17 protein-coding genes are annotated in these 19,997 nt (G+C 49.9%); 16 read left to right on the top strand and 1 reads right to left on the bottom strand.

The features are described 5' to 3' along the window. The first annotated feature begins 23 nt into the window (after positions 1-23). Entirely contained in the window at positions 24-2,576 is a 2,553-nt protein-coding gene (locus ACTJJJ_RS14020; RefSeq protein WP_188934172.1) for a penicillin-binding protein 1A, read from the top strand. 158 nt (positions 2,577-2,734) lie between these two features. Here the strand turns inward: ACTJJJ_RS14020 and ACTJJJ_RS14015 are convergent, their stop codons facing one another. Beyond that, positions 2,735-4,510, bottom strand: a complete 1,776-nt coding sequence (locus ACTJJJ_RS14015; RefSeq protein ID WP_188934174.1) for an ABC transporter ATP-binding protein — start codon at positions 4,508-4,510, stop codon at positions 2,735-2,737. Positions 4,511-4,655: 145 nt separating this feature from the next. On the opposite strand from ACTJJJ_RS14015, the gene ACTJJJ_RS14010 reads away from it, so the two are divergent. The 15 genes from ACTJJJ_RS14010 (at position 4,656) to ACTJJJ_RS13940 (ending at position 19,982) form a co-directional block, all read left to right on the top strand. Beyond that, positions 4,656-5,210, top strand: a complete 555-nt coding sequence (locus ACTJJJ_RS14010) for a DUF4126 domain-containing protein (RefSeq protein ID WP_426293035.1) — start codon at positions 4,656-4,658, stop codon at positions 5,208-5,210. A gap of 3 nt (positions 5,211-5,213) precedes the next feature. Next, on the top strand, positions 5,214-6,152 hold the full coding sequence (locus tag ACTJJJ_RS14005; protein WP_440702116.1) for a helix-turn-helix domain-containing protein: 939 nt from the start codon (positions 5,214-5,216) through the stop codon (positions 6,150-6,152). 92 nt (positions 6,153-6,244) lie between these two features. Further along, a complete protein-coding gene (locus ACTJJJ_RS14000; RefSeq protein WP_440702115.1) occupies positions 6,245-7,627 on the top strand; it encodes a glycosyl hydrolase in 1,383 nt (460 codons plus the stop codon). 139 nt (positions 7,628-7,766) lie between these two features. Then, entirely contained in the window at positions 7,767-8,591 is an 825-nt protein-coding gene (locus ACTJJJ_RS13995; RefSeq protein WP_426293032.1) for a sugar phosphate isomerase/epimerase family protein, read from the top strand. Between the two features lie 6 nt (positions 8,592-8,597). Next, complete coding sequence (locus ACTJJJ_RS13990; RefSeq protein WP_188934185.1) at positions 8,598-9,743, top strand: Gfo/Idh/MocA family protein; 1,146 nt, start codon at positions 8,598-8,600, stop codon at positions 9,741-9,743. Beyond that, entirely contained in the window at positions 9,740-10,510 is a 771-nt protein-coding gene (locus tag ACTJJJ_RS13985; RefSeq protein WP_188934187.1) for a 3-ketoacyl-ACP reductase, read from the top strand. Before ACTJJJ_RS13990 ends, ACTJJJ_RS13985 begins: the two co-directional genes overlap by 4 nt. Before the next feature lie 25 nt (positions 10,511-10,535). Continuing rightward, the gene (locus ACTJJJ_RS13980) at positions 10,536-11,780 is read left to right on the top strand and encodes an MFS transporter (protein ID WP_188934189.1); all 1,245 of its coding nucleotides are present in this window, start codon (positions 10,536-10,538) and stop codon (positions 11,778-11,780) included. A 288-nt stretch (positions 11,781-12,068) separates the two neighbouring features. Further along, positions 12,069-12,449 carry a DUF3244 domain-containing protein gene (locus tag ACTJJJ_RS13975; RefSeq protein ID WP_188934191.1) on the top strand — a complete coding sequence of 127 codons (381 nt, stop codon included), beginning with the start codon at positions 12,069-12,071 and terminating at the stop codon, positions 12,447-12,449. Between the two features lie 210 nt (positions 12,450-12,659). After that, the gene (locus ACTJJJ_RS13970; protein WP_188934193.1) at positions 12,660-13,772 is read left to right on the top strand and encodes a Gfo/Idh/MocA family protein; all 1,113 of its coding nucleotides are present in this window, start codon (positions 12,660-12,662) and stop codon (positions 13,770-13,772) included. A 161-nt stretch (positions 13,773-13,933) separates the two neighbouring features. Then, positions 13,934-14,266: an ArsR/SmtB family transcription factor gene (locus tag ACTJJJ_RS13965; protein WP_426293028.1), complete on the top strand. Its 333-nt coding sequence runs from the start codon at positions 13,934-13,936 to the stop codon at positions 14,264-14,266. Then, positions 14,250-14,750 (top strand): SRPBCC family protein, encoded by a 501-nt coding sequence (locus tag ACTJJJ_RS13960; protein WP_440702114.1) that lies wholly within the window; start codon positions 14,250-14,252, stop codon positions 14,748-14,750. Before ACTJJJ_RS13965 ends, ACTJJJ_RS13960 begins: the two co-directional genes overlap by 17 nt. Before the next feature lie 100 nt (positions 14,751-14,850). Further along, positions 14,851-15,414 (top strand): pyridoxamine 5'-phosphate oxidase family protein, encoded by a 564-nt coding sequence (locus ACTJJJ_RS13955; protein WP_440702113.1) that lies wholly within the window; start codon positions 14,851-14,853, stop codon positions 15,412-15,414. Positions 15,415-15,504: 90 nt separating this feature from the next. Further along, a complete protein-coding gene (locus ACTJJJ_RS13950) occupies positions 15,505-16,425 on the top strand; it encodes an SMP-30/gluconolactonase/LRE family protein (protein WP_440702112.1) in 921 nt (306 codons plus the stop codon). 168 nt (positions 16,426-16,593) lie between these two features. Then, complete coding sequence (locus tag ACTJJJ_RS13945; RefSeq protein WP_426293025.1) at positions 16,594-19,014, top strand: TonB-dependent receptor; 2,421 nt, start codon at positions 16,594-16,596, stop codon at positions 19,012-19,014. Between the two features lie 8 nt (positions 19,015-19,022). After that, the gene (locus tag ACTJJJ_RS13940; protein WP_426293024.1) at positions 19,023-19,982 is read left to right on the top strand and encodes a DUF4249 domain-containing protein; all 960 of its coding nucleotides are present in this window, start codon (positions 19,023-19,025) and stop codon (positions 19,980-19,982) included. The last annotated feature ends 15 nt before the right edge of the window (positions 19,983-19,997 follow it).

Raw genomic sequence — 19,997 nt, 5'->3', positions numbered from 1 at the left:
CACATTACGAACCAAAACGTTTGATGGAAGTTATCCGATCGTTTTTTACCACAATCAGAACGCTGTTCCGGACATTCCGGTCGCGCCTCGCCACACTCATCAACAGGATTGCTTATAGAATTACTTCCCTTGTAACCGGCAAGCCGAAAGCCGACGAGCTCTTTCATTCCTACCGGCAGAACAAAAAGTCGCTGCGCGGCTGGTGGGAGGACAAGGTGGATGTCAATGCTACCTATTATCGACCCATTGTAACGGTCTGGAAAACCATCGTTTACGGTATCGTAGCATTTGGTCTTTATATTTTCTGTGTTGAAACAAACTTCCTCTGGCTCATGGGCAGCATGCCAAGCGTGGAAGATCTGCAAAACCCGAAAGTGGCGCAATCGTCGGAGATTTATACCGCCGACGGGGTAATGATCGGGAAATTTTACACTGAAAACAGGACACCCGTTCCCTACAAGCAAATTTCTCCTAACCTTGTAAAAGCATTGATCGCTACGGAGGACGCCCGTTTTTACAAGCATTCGGGTATCGACTACAAAGCCATGGCCAGCGTAGCCTGGGGCATCGTTACCGGCGCGACCGACCGCGGGGGTGGTAGTACCATCACCCAGCAGCTTGCAAAAAAGCTATTTAAAACCCGCAAATCCGGTGCGCGAGGCGTACTTGGCTACGTTCCAGGCCTTAGTACATTGATTTACAAAACCAAAGAATGGCTCACGGCCATCAAACTCGAAAGGAATTTCACCAAAGAGGAAATTCTGACGATGTATTTCAACACGGTGGATTACGGGAATAATACTTATGGCATCAACACGGCAGCCAAGTCGTATTTCAGCAAATCTCCGGACAGCCTCAATGTTCAGGAATCAGCCGTACTCGTTGGTTTACAAAAAGCGACTACCACCTACAATCCGATCCGGAACATGAAGCGCTCGCTCGAACGCCGCAATGTGGTGATCGATCAAATGCGCAAATATGGTTACCTGAGCGCCAAACAGGCCGACTCGATCAGTGCATTACCTATTGAACTGAAGACCAAATTCGAAACGCCTTACGACGGCAATGCCAACTATTTCAAGAATGCGGTAGTTGATTTTGTCAAAAAATGGGGTGATGAGAACGGTTACGACCTTTATACCGATGGCTTGAAAATCTACACGACCATCGACTCGCGCATGCAGGAAGATGCGGAAGAAGCCATGACGCAGAAAATGAAGCAGTTGCAACGCGTTTTCGAAGATCACTGGCGCAACCAGAACCCCTGGCGCGACGAAGACGGCAACGAGATCACCGATTTCCTCCCGAACGTCGTGAAACGTACCAGCAAATACAAGGCGCTTGCAGCCAAATTCCCGAACAGCCCTGATAGCGTGACGTATTACCTCAATAAAAAGGACACGATGACGGTATACGACTGGAAAAACAGCGGAGAAATGACTAAGTACTGGAGTTCCATGGATTCCCTCGATTACTACAAGCGCATTCTCCGCGCCGGTATGATGGCTATGAACCCGCAAACCGGGCAAATCAAAGCCTGGGTAGGCGGTCTGGACTACAATTATTTCAAATATGATGCAGTGAAGCAGGGTAAAAGACAACCCGGCTCGACATTCAAGCCCTTCGTTTACACGACCGCGATCGACGATTCGTCATTCAATATGACCCCTTGTGATGAGATCGTGGACAAGCCGTTTGAGAAAACATACGAGGAAGATGGTGAGGAGAAAATATGGAAACCCAGAAACGCGACCGGATCGTACACGTATGCACCCATGACGCTCCGCAGGGCACTGGCACAATCCATCAACTCGGTAACGGCTGAACTTACCGACCAGGTCGGTGCGGCAAATGTGGTTCGTTACGCTAAAAAAATGGGTATTACCACGCCCTTAAAGCCTGTTCCATCCATCGGTTTGGGGCCGTTCGACGTGTCGCTTTATGATATGGTGGCAGCATATGGTGTTTTTGCCAACAATGGTACTTACACCCAGCCCATCCTTGTGACAAAGATTGAGGACAGTAATGGTAAGGTGATTGAAGAATTCCAGCCCGAGCACCGTCAGGCGATCAGCGAAGAGTCGGCATTTCTGATGTTGCAGATGCTGCGCGCAGGTGTGGAAGAAGGCGGTGGTACCTCGGGAAGTATCCGATGGAGGTTCAATGTGACACTGAACGGCAATGAACTGGGAGGTAAAACAGGCACGACCTCCAACAACTCCGACGGCTGGTTCATGTGCGTCACGCGTGACCTCGTGGTGGGCGCATGGGTAGGCGGCGACGACCGTAGTATCCACTTCCGGACGACCAACCTCGGCGAAGGCGCTAAAACAGCGCTGCCACTCGTGGGCGCATTCCTGGAAAAGGTTTATAAAGACAAATCCGCCGAGCCCGGACCATTCCCGAAACCAAGCTTTAAGATATCCAAGACATACAATTGCCCTACGCGATGGGCACCAGCCGAAAGCGACTCGCTCGGCGTTGAAGGCGATAGCACGCCTGCCAAACGGAATGAAGAAGATGATTTCCTGATAGGCCCTCCACCGATTCCTTTGGATACCGGCAAGAGGAATTAAAAAAGAAGTTGCATCAAAAAGAGTAAAATCACACTTCGTCGTCACCCTGAGTGTAATCGAAGGGCAAATGCGTGATGCAAATGCCCTTCGACTGCGCTCAGGGTGACAGCTTAATCACATTTGATACAACCTCTTTTGATTTACGAGGTTCTGATGCTCTACAACGTACCAATTTTATGCACCTCCTTATATTGTATCCGGTAAAGGTTTGCATAAGCGCCATCCTTTTCAAGCAATTGCTCGTGGTTCCCTTCCTCCACGATCCGCCCTTTATCTACCACAATAATCTTATCAGCTTCCTGAATCGTCGATAACCGGTGCGCAATCACGATCGCTGTTCGGCCGTGCATCAGGTTTTCGATTGCATGCTGGATAAGCTCTTCCGTTTCGCTATCGACAGACGAGGTAGCCTCATCGAGCACGATGATCTTTGGTTCGTGCACCATTGCGCGAACGAAGGAAATGAGCTGCCGCTGACCTACCGAGAGTGTCGCGCCGCGTTCCATTACATTATAGGTGTAACCTCCCGGCAGCCGCTCAATGAAATCGTGTACGCCAACCAGTTTCGCCGCTTCGACGATTTTCTCGTGGGTAATGCTTTCGTCGCCGAGCCGGATATTGTTTTCAATCGTATCCGAGAAAAGGAAAACATCCTGCAACACCACCCCAATATGCCTGCGCAATGCATTCAGTTCGTAATCGTGCACTTCGATGCCATCGACGTAGATGTTTCCCTTGTTAATATCGTAAAAACGCGTTAACAGGTTGATAATCGAGGATTTTCCCGCCCCGGTGGCGCCCACAAAGGCGATGGTCTCACCTTCTTTTACTTTAAAATTAATATCCCTTAAAACGTATTCCTCGTCATTATAGGCAAACCACACGTTCCTGAATTCCACATTACCTTTAATGGATGCCGGTGCAAATGTGCCTTCATTGGAAGTATATTCATCGCTGTCGAGCAATTTCAGGATGCGGTCGGTGCTGACGATCCCCATCTGCAGCGTATTGAAACGGTCGGCGAGCTGTCGGATCGGACGAAAGAAGAGGTTGATAAACATCACAAACGCCGTAACCGTACCAAACGTAATCTCAGCGCCCAAAATCTGCTTTGACCCGTACCATACCACCAGCCCGGTACCTGCCGCCGCGATTACGTCCGCCACGGGGTAATAAACGGAATAGTAAAGGATAGACCGGATGTTCGCATTACGGTGTACCTTGTTAATCTCCCTGAATTTCTTATATTCAATGTCTTCGCTGCTGAAAATCTGCACGATACCCATTCCGGTAATGTGCTCTTGTACAAATGCATTAAGATTAGAAACGGCAGCGCGTACCTCGTTAAAGGAGTCCTTGATCTTCTCTTTGAAAACGTAAGTACAGAAAAGCATGAGCGGGATCATGGAAAGGCTGATGATCGAGAGCTTCCAGTCGGTGTAAAACATCACGGCGATGATCAGCACCAGTTGCAGAATGTCCCCGGCGATGGCGGCCATACCGTCGCTGAATACGTTGGAAAGTGTTTCTACGTCGGAAATAGTACGTGTCACCAGCCGGCCGATGGGCGTGTTATCAAAGAATTTGAGCCTCAAACCAATGATTTTCTGGTACAACTGCACGCGGATGTCGCGTATAATGTATTGCCCGAGCCAGCCCGACATGTACGTATTCCAAAACTGTGCGATACCCTGAAAAACGGTAACGACCAGCATGGCAACGAGCATTACGGTGAGTTGCACATAATCTCCGCTAGCGATCGGCGTGTCGATGGTATATTTGATCAGCAGGGGCATTAGTGGCGCCAGCACCGCATTGAGCAATATAATGGCTATGAGCAGGTAAAACTGCTTTTGATAAGGACGAACGAATGCATATAGACGCCTTAAGGTAGGAAGATCGAATATCTGGCCGCTTTTGGTTTCCTGGTTCACCTGGTAGCTTTTAAATTACAGTGGTTGTTCTGGATCAACAATGCAAAAGTAGAAAATGTCACAAAGCCGATAAAAATTCTGGCAAGCGGCGTATATCTTTTTCAAATACACTACATTAACGTTTTAAAGCCTGGATATAGTCAATATGGAGCTGTTTCTGAGTTTATGTTTAGGAATAGGCCTGAGCGCAAGTTGCGGTTTCAGGATATTTCTGCCGATGCTGGTCGCGAATATCGCCGCCATGAACGGGTGGATCACTCCCGGGGAACAATTCGGGTGGCTATCCTCCTGGACGGCCTTTTTCGCCTTGGGAACAGCTACATTACTCGAAATAGCGGGGTATTACATTCCATTTGTCGACAACCTGCTGGATACCGTCACTACGCCCGCAGCCGTGGTTGCCGGGACATTGCTCACCACTTCGTTCATCGAAATCGACAATCCGATGCTGCATTGGGGACTAGGGCTGATCCTTGGGGGCGGAACGGCCGGGCTTGTCCAGGCTGGTACGGGTATCCTGCGGTTACTTTCGTCTAAGACAACGGCAGGCATCGGCAATCCGGTGGTTTCGACCGTCGAGAACGTTGCGTCATTCGGGCTGTCGGGCCTTGCGGTGTTTCTGCCGGTGATTGCGTTGGTGCTGGTAGTATTGTTGGTTCTCTGGCTTTTGAAACGATTGATGAATTTGAAAAAGTCTTAATGCATGGTTTTCGTGTCTGATGCTATCCCCGTCCATTCCCTCCCAAAAACGCCCAGCCAGGTACCTGCATTAAAAATTTTCAGGTTTAAAAACAGCCTTGACGTCCAGAAGGACGGGCCTATCCAGTCGGAGCCCATATCCCTGCCCATTACCCCACTCCCGACCGACGCGCCTCACCGGCATACCTATTATGAGATCCTCTTTATTGAAGAAGGGCAGGGTTTTCACGAGATCGACTTTCATTCCTATAATATCCAGGGAGCGGGACTTCATTTCCTGACGCCGGGGCAGGTGCATTTACTCACCTTTTCAACTTCTTTCCAGGGCTATATTGTCGCGTTTTCCGAAGATTTCTATACTTTTTATAACCCCGTCAATCCCTCGCTTTCGCAGTTGCCATTCTTCCAGCCCGCGCGCAGGCAGCCTATTCTTACGCTATCCGAAAGTGACAAGCATTATTTCCACAACATCCTCGAAAACATGGTCACCGACCATTTGAATGCCGAAACAGACCAGACGCTCATTGGTCGGTATTTGGGATTGTTATTACAAAAATGTGCCTTCCTCACGCAGCACAACGCACAGTCGGCCGAGTCTTCCGCACTTTCCGTACCCGAGCTGGCAGGCCGGTTTCAGGAGTTGGTCGAAAAAAACTTCCGGCAAATGCATGAAGTGCAGCAATATGCCAGTCAGCTGTCTGTCACGCCCGATTATTTAAGCAAAATAATCAAAAAAGCCCTTGGTGTGTCGTGCCAGGAGTACATTCTCGACAAGCTGCTCCTCGAAGCCAAGCGGCTCCTCGTTTTCAGCAACCTGAGCAGCAAGGAAATCGCCTACCATATCCAGATGGACGATCCGTCCTATTTCAGCCGCATCTTCAAAAAGAAAACTGGTCTTACCCCGAACGAGTACCGCGAACATGTTCGGAAAAGTACCATTTAATAGCAAATTTGTACCTTGCTATCCCTTTTTACTGCGAATATCTTTGTATTATCCAAAATTTAAATGGCTAAATAATACTATTGATATAAGTTATGCAGATAAAATACGAACTGACGGCGGCTTCACTCCAACCCAAGATCGACCGGCTCTGGGCGCTCTCCGGCGAGAAAATCAAGCTCATCAATAAAGAGTACGACAATTCGAAAGGAACGCCCGTTTTCACCGTAAATGGCAAATATACCCTTCGCGGCTGGACGGAATGGACACAGGGTTTCCAGTATGGCGCGGAGGTTTTGCAATTCGACGCAACCGGCGACGAAAGCTACCTCGCGAGTGCCCGTAAGAACACCGTCGAGTCTATGGCTTCTCATGTGGGACATTTTGGCGTGCACGATCATGGCTTCAACAATGTGAGCACGTATGGCAATCTGCTGCGTCTGATGAACGAAGGTGTGATTCCCGAAAACGAATGGGAACGCAACTTTTACGAAATCGCGCTGAAAGTATCCGGGGCCGTACAGGCGCGCCGCTGGACAGGCATTAAGAATGGTCAGGGCTTCATTCACTCGTTCAACGGCCCACACTCGTTGTTTGTTGATACGATCCGTTCGGTAAGGGCTCTGATGGTTTCACATTTGCTCGGCCATAGCTATATGGGTGAGAATGATTTGAAAACCAGCCTGCTCGAACGTGGAACGCTACACTCGATTGCTACTGCCAATTATTCGGTTTACTACGGCGAAGGCCGCGACAGCTACGACCTTTGGGGCCGTACCGCCCATGAAAGCGTGTTCAACACCAACGACGGAAATTACCGCTGCCCCAACTCGCAGCAAGGCTTCTCGGGCTTCACCACCTGGACACGCGGCCTCGCATGGGCAATGGTAGGATTCGCCGAACAGCTCGAGTCGCTGGCCAGCTTCTCCGACGAAGAACTGGCACCGCTCGGCGGACGCGCTGAAATCGAGCGCATTTACCTGAAGGCGGCACAGGCTACCTGCGATTTTTACATTGCCAATACTGCTTCCGACGGCATTCCTTACTGGGATACTGGCGCTCCGCAAATACACAAACTGGGTGATTATACTTCCAGAGTTTCCGATCCTTACAACGAATTCGAGCCGATCGACAGCTCTGCAACGGCCATCGGCGCACAAGGATTGCTTCGCCTCGGCAAATACCTGAAAGACAAAGGACAAGCCGATGCCGGGAACCGTTACTGGCAAGCCGGTCTGACGGCCGTGGATTCGCTTTTTGCAGAGCCATACCTTTCAACTGATCCTACACACCAGGGTCTGATCCTGCATTCGATCTACCACCGTCCGAATGGCTGGGATAATGTACCCGCCGGCCAGAAGATCCCATGCGGCGAATCGAGTATGTGGGGCGATTACCATGCACGCGAACTGGCACTTTACCTGCACCGGATCAATAAGGGGTTGCCTTATTACTCGTATTTGGGCGCAGTGAAATAACGCTATTGTCAGCCTGGTGCTAGCGTTGTGTCATCCTGAGCGGAGTCGAAGGATAATTGCGACGTCGCCAAAACCCTTCGACTGTGCTCAGGGTGACATGAACGAATCGAACCAAGTCTATTCAAAACAAATTACCGAATTGGAAAACATAACACTCAACCGGTGCTGTATCCACACCATTACAACGAAGCCCTGGGGACTTTCAGAGGCGGTGGAAAACTATGCTGCCGCCGGCGTGAAAGGCATTAGCGTATGGCAGAATGCTATTGAGGGAATCGGGCCGCACCGTGCAGGCGAAATCATCCGCGGTGCCGGACTGGAAATTGTCTCTTACGTACGCGGCGGGTTTTTCCCGCATACCAGCAGCGCCGGACGTGCACAGGCGATCGACCATAACCGCAAGCTTCTCGAAGAGGCCGCAGCTTTGGGCGCGCCGATGATCGTCCTGGTATGCGGTGCATCACCCGACCAGTCGCTGGAAACATCGCGTGACCAGATTCGCGAGGGGATTGCTGCCATTCTGCCGCTGGCGGAAAAACTGGGCGTAAAACTGGCCATCGAGCCACTGCACCCGATGTATGCCGCCGACCGCTCGGCGATCAACACCATGGCGCAGGCGAATGACATGGCCGAGTATTTCAAATCACCCTTCGTGGGCGTGGCCGTGGACGTGTACCATTTGTGGTGGGATGCTGATCTGGAAAAAGAGATTGCCCGCTGCGGAGCCAATGGTAATCTGCTCGCTTACCACGTCTGCGACTGGAAGGTAAACACCCTCGATCTTTTGAACGACCGCGGTTTAATGGGTGAAGGGTGTATTGATTTGAAAAAGATCCGCGGCTGGGTGGAAGCGACGGGCTTCAACGGCTTTTGCGAGGTGGAGATCTTCTCGAATATCCATTGGGCTAAGGACCAGCATTTGTTTTTGAGTGAGATAACTGAGGCATTTCTTAAAACTGTATAAACAACAATGACAACACATACCATTGGCATTATCATGAACGGCGTAACCGGCCGTATGGGTACCAACCAGCATTTGTTACGTTCTATCAAAGCCATTATCGAGCAAGGCGGCGTTAAAATCTCTTCCGACGAGGTGATCATGCCTGACCCGATCCTCGTGGGCCGCAACGAAGCGAAACTGCAAGCGCTTTGCAAGCAATCGGGCGTGCAGAAATACACGACCGACCTCGACTCGGTCATGTCCGATCCGCATTATCAGATCTATTTCGATGCGCAGGTAACCGGCCGTCGTGCAGCTGCTGTGAAGAAGGCCATTAAAGCCGGAAAGCACATTTATTGTGAAAAACCAACCGGTACCACCACCGAAGAGGCATTGGAGCTTTACGACCTTGCTACCAAGGCTGGTTTGAAAAACGGCGTGGTACAAGATAAGCTCTGGCTACCTGGAATGGTCAAATTGAAACGATTGATGGAATCCGGTTTCTTCGGAAAGATCCTTTCGGTAAGAGGCGAGTTTGGTTACTGGGTATTCGAAGGTACGAGTATTCCTGCGCAACGCCCTTCGTGGAACTACCGCAAAGAAGACGATGGTGGTATCATCGTGGATATGCTTTGCCACTGGCGGTATGTACTGGATAACCTGTTTGGAAATGTAAAAGCCGTTTCCTGCCTGGGCGCAACGCACATTCCCGAGCGTATTGACGAAAATGGTAATACTTATAAATGTACTGCCGACGACGCCTGCTACGCCACATTCGAACTCGAAGGTGATGTAATCGCCCATTTCAACTCGTCATGGACCGTACGAGTACGCCGCGACGACCTGCTGACGCTGCAAGTTGACGGAACACACGGCTCGGCTGTTGCTGGTCTGCGCGATTGTTACATACAGCATTATGGCAATACGCCAAAACCGGTATGGAACCCCGATATCGCCCAGCCAATCCCATTCTTCGACGGCTGGTCGAAAGTGCCTGAGCAAGAGATCTACGATAATGCATTCAAGGTGCAGTGGGAGCTGTTCCTGAAACATATTGTAAAAGACGAGCCATTCCCCTGGGATTTGAAAGCCGGTGCGCGTGGTGTGCAGCTCGCCGAAAAAGGCCTCGAAAGCTGGGAAAAACGCCAATGGGTTGACGTGCAGGAGCTATGAAAAAGACCGCATTAATCACCGGTGGAAGTCGCGGCATCGGTTTTGGCATTGCCAAAGCCCTTGCCAAAGAGGGATATAACCTGGCGATCAACGGCGTCCGCGACGAAGCGGGCGCTGCCGATGCCCTCAACGAATTGCGCGAACTGGGCGCCGAAGTAGCCTATTGCCAGGGAAGTATCGCCAGCGCCGCCGATCGGGAAGCTATTGTTGAAAAAGCATATTCCGTTTTCGGACAGATCAACCTGCTCGTCAACAATGCCGGGATTGCGCCTCGCGTGCGGCTTGACCTTCTCGAAACGACCGTCGAGAATTACCAGGAAGTAATGACGACCAACCTCGAAGGCCCTTTCTTTTTTACACAGGCCATCGGCAAACGCATGGCTGCTGCGAAACAGGATAACCACGCATTTGAGGCTGCGATCATTTTCGTGACGTCCATTTCTGCGACGGTAGCCTCCATCAATCGCGGTGAATATTGTATTTCAAAAGCCGGGCTTGCCATGACTAACCTGCTTTTCGCGGTGAGAATGGCAGAATTCAATATTCCGGTTTATGAGATCCGGCCGGGTATTATTGCCACCGACATGACTTCCAAAGTACAGGAAAAATATGACAACCTGTTCCAGAGCGGCATTGCTTTACAGCCACGCTGGGGCACACCAGAGGACGTCGGCAAGGCAGTAGCGTCGCTAACGAGAGGCGACTTCCCGTACTCCACAGGCCAGGTAATAGGCGTGGACGGCGGAATGCTGATCGACAGGTTGTAATTTCTCCATCAAAAACCCTAGCCCTATGTCAACAACAACAAACAATACCCAACCTTCGCTGCTTTCGCAGTTGTTGCAAGTGCCAGTAATAGTGGCTGCATTGGGCTACCTGGTCGATATGTACGACCTCTTTTTGTTCAGTGTAGTGCGGGTACCGAGTCTCAAAGCGCTGAACGTCGCCGACGATCAGCTGCTCAACGAGGGCATCAATTTATTGAATTACCAAATGGCAGGAATGCTGATCGGCGGCGTGTTGTGGGGTGTGATAGCGGATAAAAGAGGTCGGCTTTCTGTGCTTTTCGGGTCGATAATCATGTATTCACTCGCCAATATCGGCAACGGATTTGTTACATCGCTTGATCAATATGCAATCCTTCGCTTTATTGCGGGCGTCGGCCTGGCCGGTGAGCTTGGAGCGGGGATTACGCTTGTTACCGAAGTCCTGCCGAAAGAAATACGGGGCTATGGCACCACACTGGTAGCCACATTGGGTGTTTTAGGAGCTATTTTGGCTTATTTCGTAGCCGATTTGTTTGCCTGGCGCATATCTTATTTTGTAGGAGGCGGCATGGGTTTGTTGCTTTTGGTATTGCGCTTCAATGTTTTCGAATCGGGAATGTTTAAGCACGCTAAGGAACGATCGGTTGACCGCGGTAATATTTTCATGATCCTCACAAATGGCAAGCGCCTGGGCAAGTACCTGATGGCGATCCTGGTAGGGCTACCGATTTGGTTTGTGGTGGGGATTCTCATTACTTTTTCACCCGAATTCGGGGCTGCGAAGGGTATCGAGGGGATCAATGCGGGCAAAGCGGTGATGCTGGCTTTTTCAGGGCAGGTTGGAGGAGACATCGTCAGTGGTTTACTTAGTCAGTACATGCGGAGCAGGAAGAAGGTCATCAGACTTTTTATTGTACTGTCGCTTGCAATGGTGATCGGCTATTTGCTAATTCCGATGCAGGATTTGTTCTCCTTCTACTTGCTTTGTACCTTGCTCGGATTCTGCAATGGCTACTGGACATTGTTCATTACTATTGCGGCAGAGTTGTTCGGTACGAACCTGCGGGCGACTGTGGCGACCACAGTACCCAATTTTGTGCGCGGCGCGACGATTCCGCTGGCAGCATTGTTTGTTCGTTTCAGACCCGACCTGGGCGTAGTCCAGAGTGGGTTGGTAATAGGTGTGGCAACGTCCGTAGTAGCATTGCTGGCCTTATATTTCCTTGAAGAGACATTTACAAAGGATATGGACTTTGTAGAAAAAGAATAGTTTCGGTTTTAGTTTTAGTTAAAAGCGGCCCCCACAGATGGAGGGCCGTTTTTTTTAACAGTTATTAACACTTTTCCAAGCAACACTCCCGTAACAATCTCCGTCTCTTGGTTACAAATTCAAAAATAGCCATGAGATACCGTTCAATTGCTTATGCTGGGAATCAACCACTTGTCCCACCCGAAATTCCGCTCGTGTACTTTGATTCCGAAGCTACAAGAAGCCGGTCTTACCTTTGTCGTGTTCTTAAAATAGAACAAAATTTATAGCCATAAAAATAAAACAGCCATGAAAACAACAGTTAAAACCTTCATCTGCGCATTTGCGCTTGCAGCCGCTTCTTTCACTGCCCAGGCAGCCGACAAAGGAGCACACAAAGCATCCACTTTCGGAACTGGCATTTATGCCACCAAAACCGGTAAAATCAACGTTCTCGTCGACAAAGGCAGCACTGACACCAAAACAATATTGTTGCTCAAAGACGCCGAAGGAACCGTCGTATACCGCGAAACAGTGTCGAGAGAAAACAAAAAATTCGGACGTACTTTGAACCTCGATGCCATGGAGCCCGGCAAGTACAAGCTGGACATTATCAGCGGCAACGAAGTCCAAACAAAAACTTTCGAGCTGACCGATCAAAAAGTAGAACGTATTCTGACAGTTAAGTAAGGTTCAAATACATAGTATCCGGGCGGCACCTTCCCATTGCGGGAGGTGCCGCTTTTTTGTTACGACGCATGCTGATTCTCACAAAGCTGCAAGAGCTTTCGCTAAAACAAAAATTGACACTTTCAAATAAATGAGTTACAAAATTGCAAGGAGATCAACGACATAGCTCACTTTTTGCCTTTTAATAGTCACTGAAAATCACTCTTCAATATGGATACCCGTCGAGATTTCCTGCAAAAACTGACATTAGGCGTCGGCGTAACAGCGTTGAGCGACCTCCCTGCTTCTGCGCGTGAGCTGTACTCCGGCCCGAAGGCCGACAAACAATTGCGCGTGGCATTAATGGGGTTGGGCAGCTATGCAACCCGTGTGGCCGAAGCGATGAAGGATTGCAAAATGGCAACGCTCGTGGGAGCTGTTTCGGGGACGCCCTCGAAGCTCGAAACCTGGAAGCAGAAATATAATATCCCGGAGAAAAACACTTACAATTACGAGACGGTTAGCAAAATCAAGGATAACCCGGACATCGACATTGTATACATTACCACGCCGAATTCCCTGCATCACAAGCACGTCCTGCAAATTGCCGCGGCCGGCAAGCATGTGATTTGCGAAAAACCCGTTGCCGACAATGCACAGCAAACGCGGGAAATGATCGCCGCTTGTAAAAAGGCGGGTGTAAGGTTTTATATAGGCTACCGGATGCATTTCGAGCCTCATACGCGTGAGCTTATACGTATGCGTGAGGCGGGCGAGCTCGGCAAGATCATGCATGTGAACAACTATATGGGTTTCAAATCCGGCGACCCAAACCAATGGCGGTTGAAAAAGGCCCTCGCAGGCGGCGGCGCGATGATGGACGTGGGCATTTACGCGCTTAACGGCGCCCGGTACGCCACGGGTGAGGAGCCTATCTGGGTTACTGCGCAGGAAACGAAAACCGATCCGGTGAAATTTAAGGAAGTCGACGAGACGATTATGTTCCAGCTGGGCTTCCCGAGCGGCATTGTCGCGAGCTGTGGAACCACTTATGCATTCAATAACTACGAGCGGCTATATGTCGTTGGTGAAAAAGGATTTGTAGAGTTAAGTCCTGCTTTTGGCTACGGCCCTATCAAAGGCCGTACGCATCTCGGCCCGATGAACCAGCCCGTAGTCACGCATCAGACACTTCAAATGGACGGCATTGCCGATATCATCCTCAACAACAAGCCCGATCCGAATGTGACCGGAGAGGAAGGATTGAAGGACATGATCGTTGTCGACGCGGTGTATGAATCTATCCGCAAAGGCGGGGCGAAGATTATGCTGGCTGGGAAATAGCACCGACATCGTCGTAGACTGCCCAAAATCCTCACTACCAAAAATCAACACTTTACTGGAAACGCAATAAAGCCCTGAAAAAAATTTCAGGGCTTTATTGCGCAACCGATTAATTGCACATATATTTGCAATCGATCGATTGCGCAATTAATCAGAATGAAATGAGACGAGATGTTTTTCAGGCCATTGCAGACCCTACAAGAAGGGATATCATTGGCCTCATCGCAAAAAAACCGATGACCCCCAATGCAGTGGCGGAGTCCTTCGGTGTGAGCCGTCAGGCGATTTCGAAGCATATGCAAATCCTGCTCGAATGTGGCCTGCTCGGTATCAATCCGCAGGGACGTGAACGCTATTACACGGTGCAGCCCAAAAAGCTGGCGGAAGTGGCCGACTGGATCGACCCGTTCCGCAAAATGTGGGAAGGCCGGTTTGAGAAACTGGACGACATTATCAACACTTTAAAAAACGAACAACATGGCAACGAAAAATGAAACCAAAATCATTGCAGAAGAAGGCAAACAGGAGCTATTTATCATCCGCGAATTCGAAGCATCGCGCGAGATCGTCTTCCGCGCATTCAGCGAAGAGGATTTGCTCACACAATGGGCAGGGGGGCCAAACGATATGACGGTGCGTTATGAGAAATTCGAACCCTACGCAGGCGGCTCCTACCGTTTCATCAACACAATTCCCGGCAATGCAATGGAATTCGCATTCCACGGCGTATGCCACGAGCATACGGCACCGGAGCGGATCATTCAGACATTTGAATTTGAAGGCCTGCCTGAAAAAGGCCACGTAATACTGGAAACGTCCCGCTTTGAAGACCTACCCGGCGGTCGGTCACGTCTCACCGTTCAGTCTGTATTCCAGTCCGTTGCCGACCGCGACGGGATGGTGCAGGCAGGAATGGAACGCGGGGTAGTGGATTCGTATACGCGGCTTGATGAACTACTGGAAAAAGTGGCTGTCTAATACCGAAATGAGTATCGATAAAAGGCAACTGGCAATGACCGGTTGCCTTTTAAGTCGTATTACCCTATTATTACACACAACATTTCCAAACCATCCAGCCATGAAAGACTACCCGCAATCCGTCCGGAGAAAAGACCGGCAAGAGACCGACACTTCTTTCCTCCACGAAATACTCGACAATGCCGTTTCCTGCTCGATTGCCATTGAAAAAGAGGGTTATCCTTTGATCCACGTCGCGTTTTATCATTTCGACGCGGCCAATAATGATATCATCTTCCATTTTTCCAAGCACGGACACGCAGGCGATGAAATTACCGATGGCAAAAAAGCGAGCATTTCAATATACAAATATGGGAGACTCTACACCGCTGCCAAAGCCGTTGATTTTGGTTGCGAATATCAAAGCGTGATCATTTACGGCACAATCAGGATTATCGAGGGGGAGCAAGAAAGAATGCAAGCGATGAGCGATTTCTTCGATCGCTATTTTGCGCACATTCCCGACAGCAGTTACGAGGTATTCACCGCTGCACAGAGCAAGCCTATCCACGTGGCTAAGCTCCGAATCGAACAATGGTTTGGCAAAGAACACGCGTTGCCTGCAATTGCAACAGACGCATTTTTCCCTGCTTTCCCATCAGTAATGCAACCCCGCGAAGCGTAACACCTTCGACTTTCAAAACAGTAAAGCAGCCCCCTATTCCGACTTTAATACACTGACCCGGTTCGAACCAACGCCGGGCACGGTATTACCATGCAAAAATCTAAAATCATTATTCCGGTGCTGGCTGGCATTGCCGCGCTGTTTTACCCCGTTTTACTATCTGCACAAATCATGGATTCGAAATCAATTGTCGCGCCGGGAGCGCAGGTCGAGAAGCTGGGTGATGGATACAAATTTACCGAAGGACCGGTACCTGATAAGGACGGCAATGTGTTTTTCACCGATCAGCCCAACAATAAGATCATCCGCTGGGACGCCGAAACGGGCGCTTTCAGTACGTTTTCCGACAAAGCAGGCCGCGCCAACGGCATGTATTTCGACAAAAAAGGGAACCTTATAGCATGCTCTGACGAGGATAATCAGGTTTGGTCATTTGACAAGAAAGGCAATCCGACAGTACTTGTGAAGGACTACGAAGGCAAGCTGCTCAACGGCCCCAACGACCTCTGGATTGACGCCAAAGGCGGCATTTACCTCACCGACCCCCTCTACAAACGCGACTACTGGAAACGGGACCCCGCCATGCAGCAGGATGGTCAGCATGTTTACTACCTCAGTCCCGACCGCAAAAAATTCACCCGGGTTGATGAAAAGTTGAAAAAACCCAATGGCATTATAGGCACCCCGGACGGTAAGAAACTCTACGTAGCCGACATCGGTGACAGCAAAACGTATGTTTACGATATTCAAAAAGATGGCACACTGACCAACCGGCAACTATTCGTTCCCAAAGGTTCCGACGGGATGATCCTCGACGAAGAGGGCAATCTGTACATCACCGGCGATGGTGTCACGGTTTTTGATAAAACAGGTACGCAAATCGCGCATTTTCCGGTGCATAAAGGATGGACGGCTAATGTCTGCTTTGGCGGCAAAAACCGCGACATGCTGTTTATCACTGCTGAAACAGCGGTGTATGGCTTAAAAATGCGGGTAAAAGGCGTAAAGTAACCTTACAGAACTCCTGCAATGGCGGAATTTCCCGATTGAAAGGGAAACTCCGCCATTCTTTTTAATCTGCTGCAACGGTTTGAGTGTATATGTCGTCATGGTCAAATACAATATTCCATACTAGATTACCAGTAGGCTCGTTACTCAAACTAACCCGTACTTTCTTCTATGCGACTGACTTTTACGGCTTTTCTCTTCCTTTCCCACATTATTTCTTTTGCTCAGAATCGCGTTACTATCAGTGGTTTTGTGAGGGAAAAAGGCAGCCAGGAGCAGCTTCCGGGAGTGAATGTGTATATCGATAACACCCCATACGGCGCAGTGACGAATACCTACGGTTTTTACTCCCTCACATTGCCGGCATCTGATTCCGCAACTGTCTCATTCTCCTTTGTAGGTTATGAAAAACAGCTGAAACGAGTGTCGCTCCGGAACAATACCGAACTGAATATTTTTCTTCCCGCCATTACACAACTCGAAGAAGTGGTTGTGTCGGCCCGCAAGCAGGACGATTATGTGAGCCGGACGGTGCAAATGAGCAAAGTCGAAATCCCGATCCAGCAGTTGAAGAAAATACCGGCATTCTTCGGCGAGAAGGACGTATTGCGGGTCTTACAGCTTATGCCGGGCGTGCAAAAGGGTACCGAAGGGCAAACGGGCTTGTATGTACGCGGGGGCGGACCCGACCAGAACCTCATTATCCTCGACGACGCGGTGGTTTACAATGCCAATCACCTCTTTGGCTTTTTCTCGATCTTCAATTCTGACGCGCTTAGGAGTGTGGAATTGACCAAAGGCGGCTTTCCGGCCCGATATGGTGGCAGGCTGTCGTCGGTATTGGAAATGAATATGAAGGAAGGCAGCAAAGAGAAACTGCATGGCGAGGGCGGAATAGGCCTGATCTCCTCGCGGTTAACGCTCGAAGGGCCTATTTCGAAGGGAAAATCTTCTTTCCTGATTTCCGGCCGGCGCACATACATCGATTTTCTCGCAAAGCCGCTGATCGCCCGGCAGCAGCGGGGCGCCGACAGTCAGGTGAAGCCCGGTTATTACTTTTATGATCTGAATGCCAAGATGAATTACGACCTTGGCAGTAAAGACAAATTGTACATCAGCGGCTATTTCGGCCGCGACAAGTTCCACGCCAACGAAAAAAGCAGCACTTCCGAAACCCGGGCCGGCCTCGACTGGGGCAATGCAACGGCTACCGTTCGCTGGAACCATGTATTGAACCAGAAACTGTTTGTCAATACCTCCTTCATTTTCAGTAATTTCAAATTTGGAGTTTCCAGTTATTCCAAAGATTTGAATAGTGATGGTTCCCTGGACGACGAGTTCAGTCTTGAATACGATTCGAGGATCCGCGATCTCGGCGTGAAAACGGATTTTGATTTTTACCCTTCGGCAAAGCACGCGGTGAAATTCGGTGGGCAGGCCACTTTTCACAAATTTGTCCCATCGGCGCTTGCAATCTCCGGTTCATTTATCACTAATCCGATTGAACGATCGGTGAAGCCGGTTTACTCGCTCGAATCGGGGCTTTATATCGAAGATACCTGGCAGGCCTTAGATGCATTGAAGATCAATGCAGGGCTAAGGGTAAGCACATTTCAGACCGAGGTTAAAACTTACGTACGACCCGAGCCGCGCATTTCGGCTGCATTACGCCTGGCAGAGAACCTTTCGTTCAAGGCATCTTACGCGCGCATGAACCAATATGTGCATTTGCTTTCAAATACCGGCCTCGGCCTTCCAACCGACCTTTGGGTCCCTACTACCGCACGCGTAGCGCCTCAGCAATCCGAACAAGTGGCGGCGGGCTTTGCGAAAGACTTTGAACGCCCGGCGCTCACGGTTACGCTCGAAGGTTATTATAAAAAAATGAACAACATCCTGAACTACAAGGAAGGCTCGTCTTTCCTGAGTATCAACGGCGAGAATGCGAACGAGCTCAGCTGGGAAGATAATGTTACCGCGGGTAAGGGATGGTCGTATGGGGGTGAGTTTCTGGTTCAAAAGAAAACCGGACGATTCTCCGGCTGGATTGGTTACACATTGTCGTGGACCTATTGGAAATTCCCCGAACTGAATTTCGGCAAAACGTTCTTCCCGCGTTACGACCGCCGTCACGATCTTTCTGTGGTGGGAATCTATGAGCTGAGCAAAAGAATTACGGTGTCGGCCACATGGGTGTATGGCACCGGCAATGCATTGACACTCCCCGTGTCGAGCTATCGCGCGGCGACCGACAACTTCTTAACCCGCCTTACTTCCGACGGCAAGCCTGCGATCAACTGGTTCGGCCCGACAGTCAGCGAATATGGCCAGAAAAACAGCTACCGCGCCGAGCCGTTCCACAGGATGGATGTCGCCATTCAATTCCACAAAAAGAAAAAGCGGCATGAGCGTACCTGGGAGTTCGGCGTCTACAATGCCTATAACCGCAGGAATCCGTTTTTCTACAATATCGACGAGGAAATCATCATTCTTCCCAATGTAATGCCTGCTACACCGGTTCCCAAATACACGTTGAAGCGCTATTCGCTGTTTCCGGTACTGCCCTATTTCAGCTATAACTTTAAATTCTAAAAGCGGCTATGCTTCCCAGATATATCATTTTACTGTCTCTGACATTCCTGCTGGCAGCATGCGAATCGCTTGTGACGGATGTCGATCAGGCCAACCTACCCCAAGTGGAATCGAAATTGGTGGTGCAATGCTTTATTTCTCCGCAAGCCGCCCGCATCAATGTGGTCGTAACGGAATCCATTCCGCTGTTTACCGAGCCGGATCTGAAAGGCGGTGTAATCCCAAATGCAGTCGTGAAACTATCCGACGGAGCGCGGGAAATCGTCATTCCGTTCGACACAACCAACCAGCTCTACTCGATCGATAAATCGGCCCTCAGCATTTCACCGGGGAAAACCTATTTTCTTTCGGTAACGAATGGTGTGCGATCGGTAAGCGCAAGCTGCACGGTTCCGGCAAGCGCGGTGGTTCCGAAAACCTATGAAATCGACACCGCTTCTTCCGGCGATATTTCGGCTCGGGATACTTCACTAACCGTTAAATACACCTGGAACGACATTGCCGGGCAGGCCAACTATTATCGGGTGCGCGCATCGCTCGACCTGGAATATAGCGTGCCGGAAGGCGTTACTTCCAATCAGGGACAACTCATAGAAAAAAGGGTCCGTAACCGGTTCAATTTCAACTGGGACGACGCGATCGGCAGAAACGATTTCCGCAACGACATAAACCTGGACGGGACTGATTTCAATTCACCCATCGGCCGGGTAAAACTGCCAAAGCCGCTTAGTTACACTGGCAGCGACGGCACGGTGTACCTCTCCTTTCCTAAAAGCAAGATCATATCAGTCACGATGGAAGTGTACAATACCGACGAACATTATTTCAAATACCATCGCTCGGTACAAACGCGGGGCGATTCGGATAACCCATTCGTAGAACCGTCGCTGATCTACACCAATATCGAGGGTGGTTTGGGATGTTTCGGGTCGTACAACTCGGGGCAGTTGATTTATCGTCCCAAATAATCCCGGTTAATTTCT

Source organism: Dyadobacter sp. 22481, from assembly GCF_052044875.1.
GTDB lineage: Bacteria > Bacteroidota > Bacteroidia > Cytophagales > Spirosomataceae > Dyadobacter > Dyadobacter endophyticus.
This window is presented reverse-complemented; position numbering and strand designations above follow the sequence as displayed.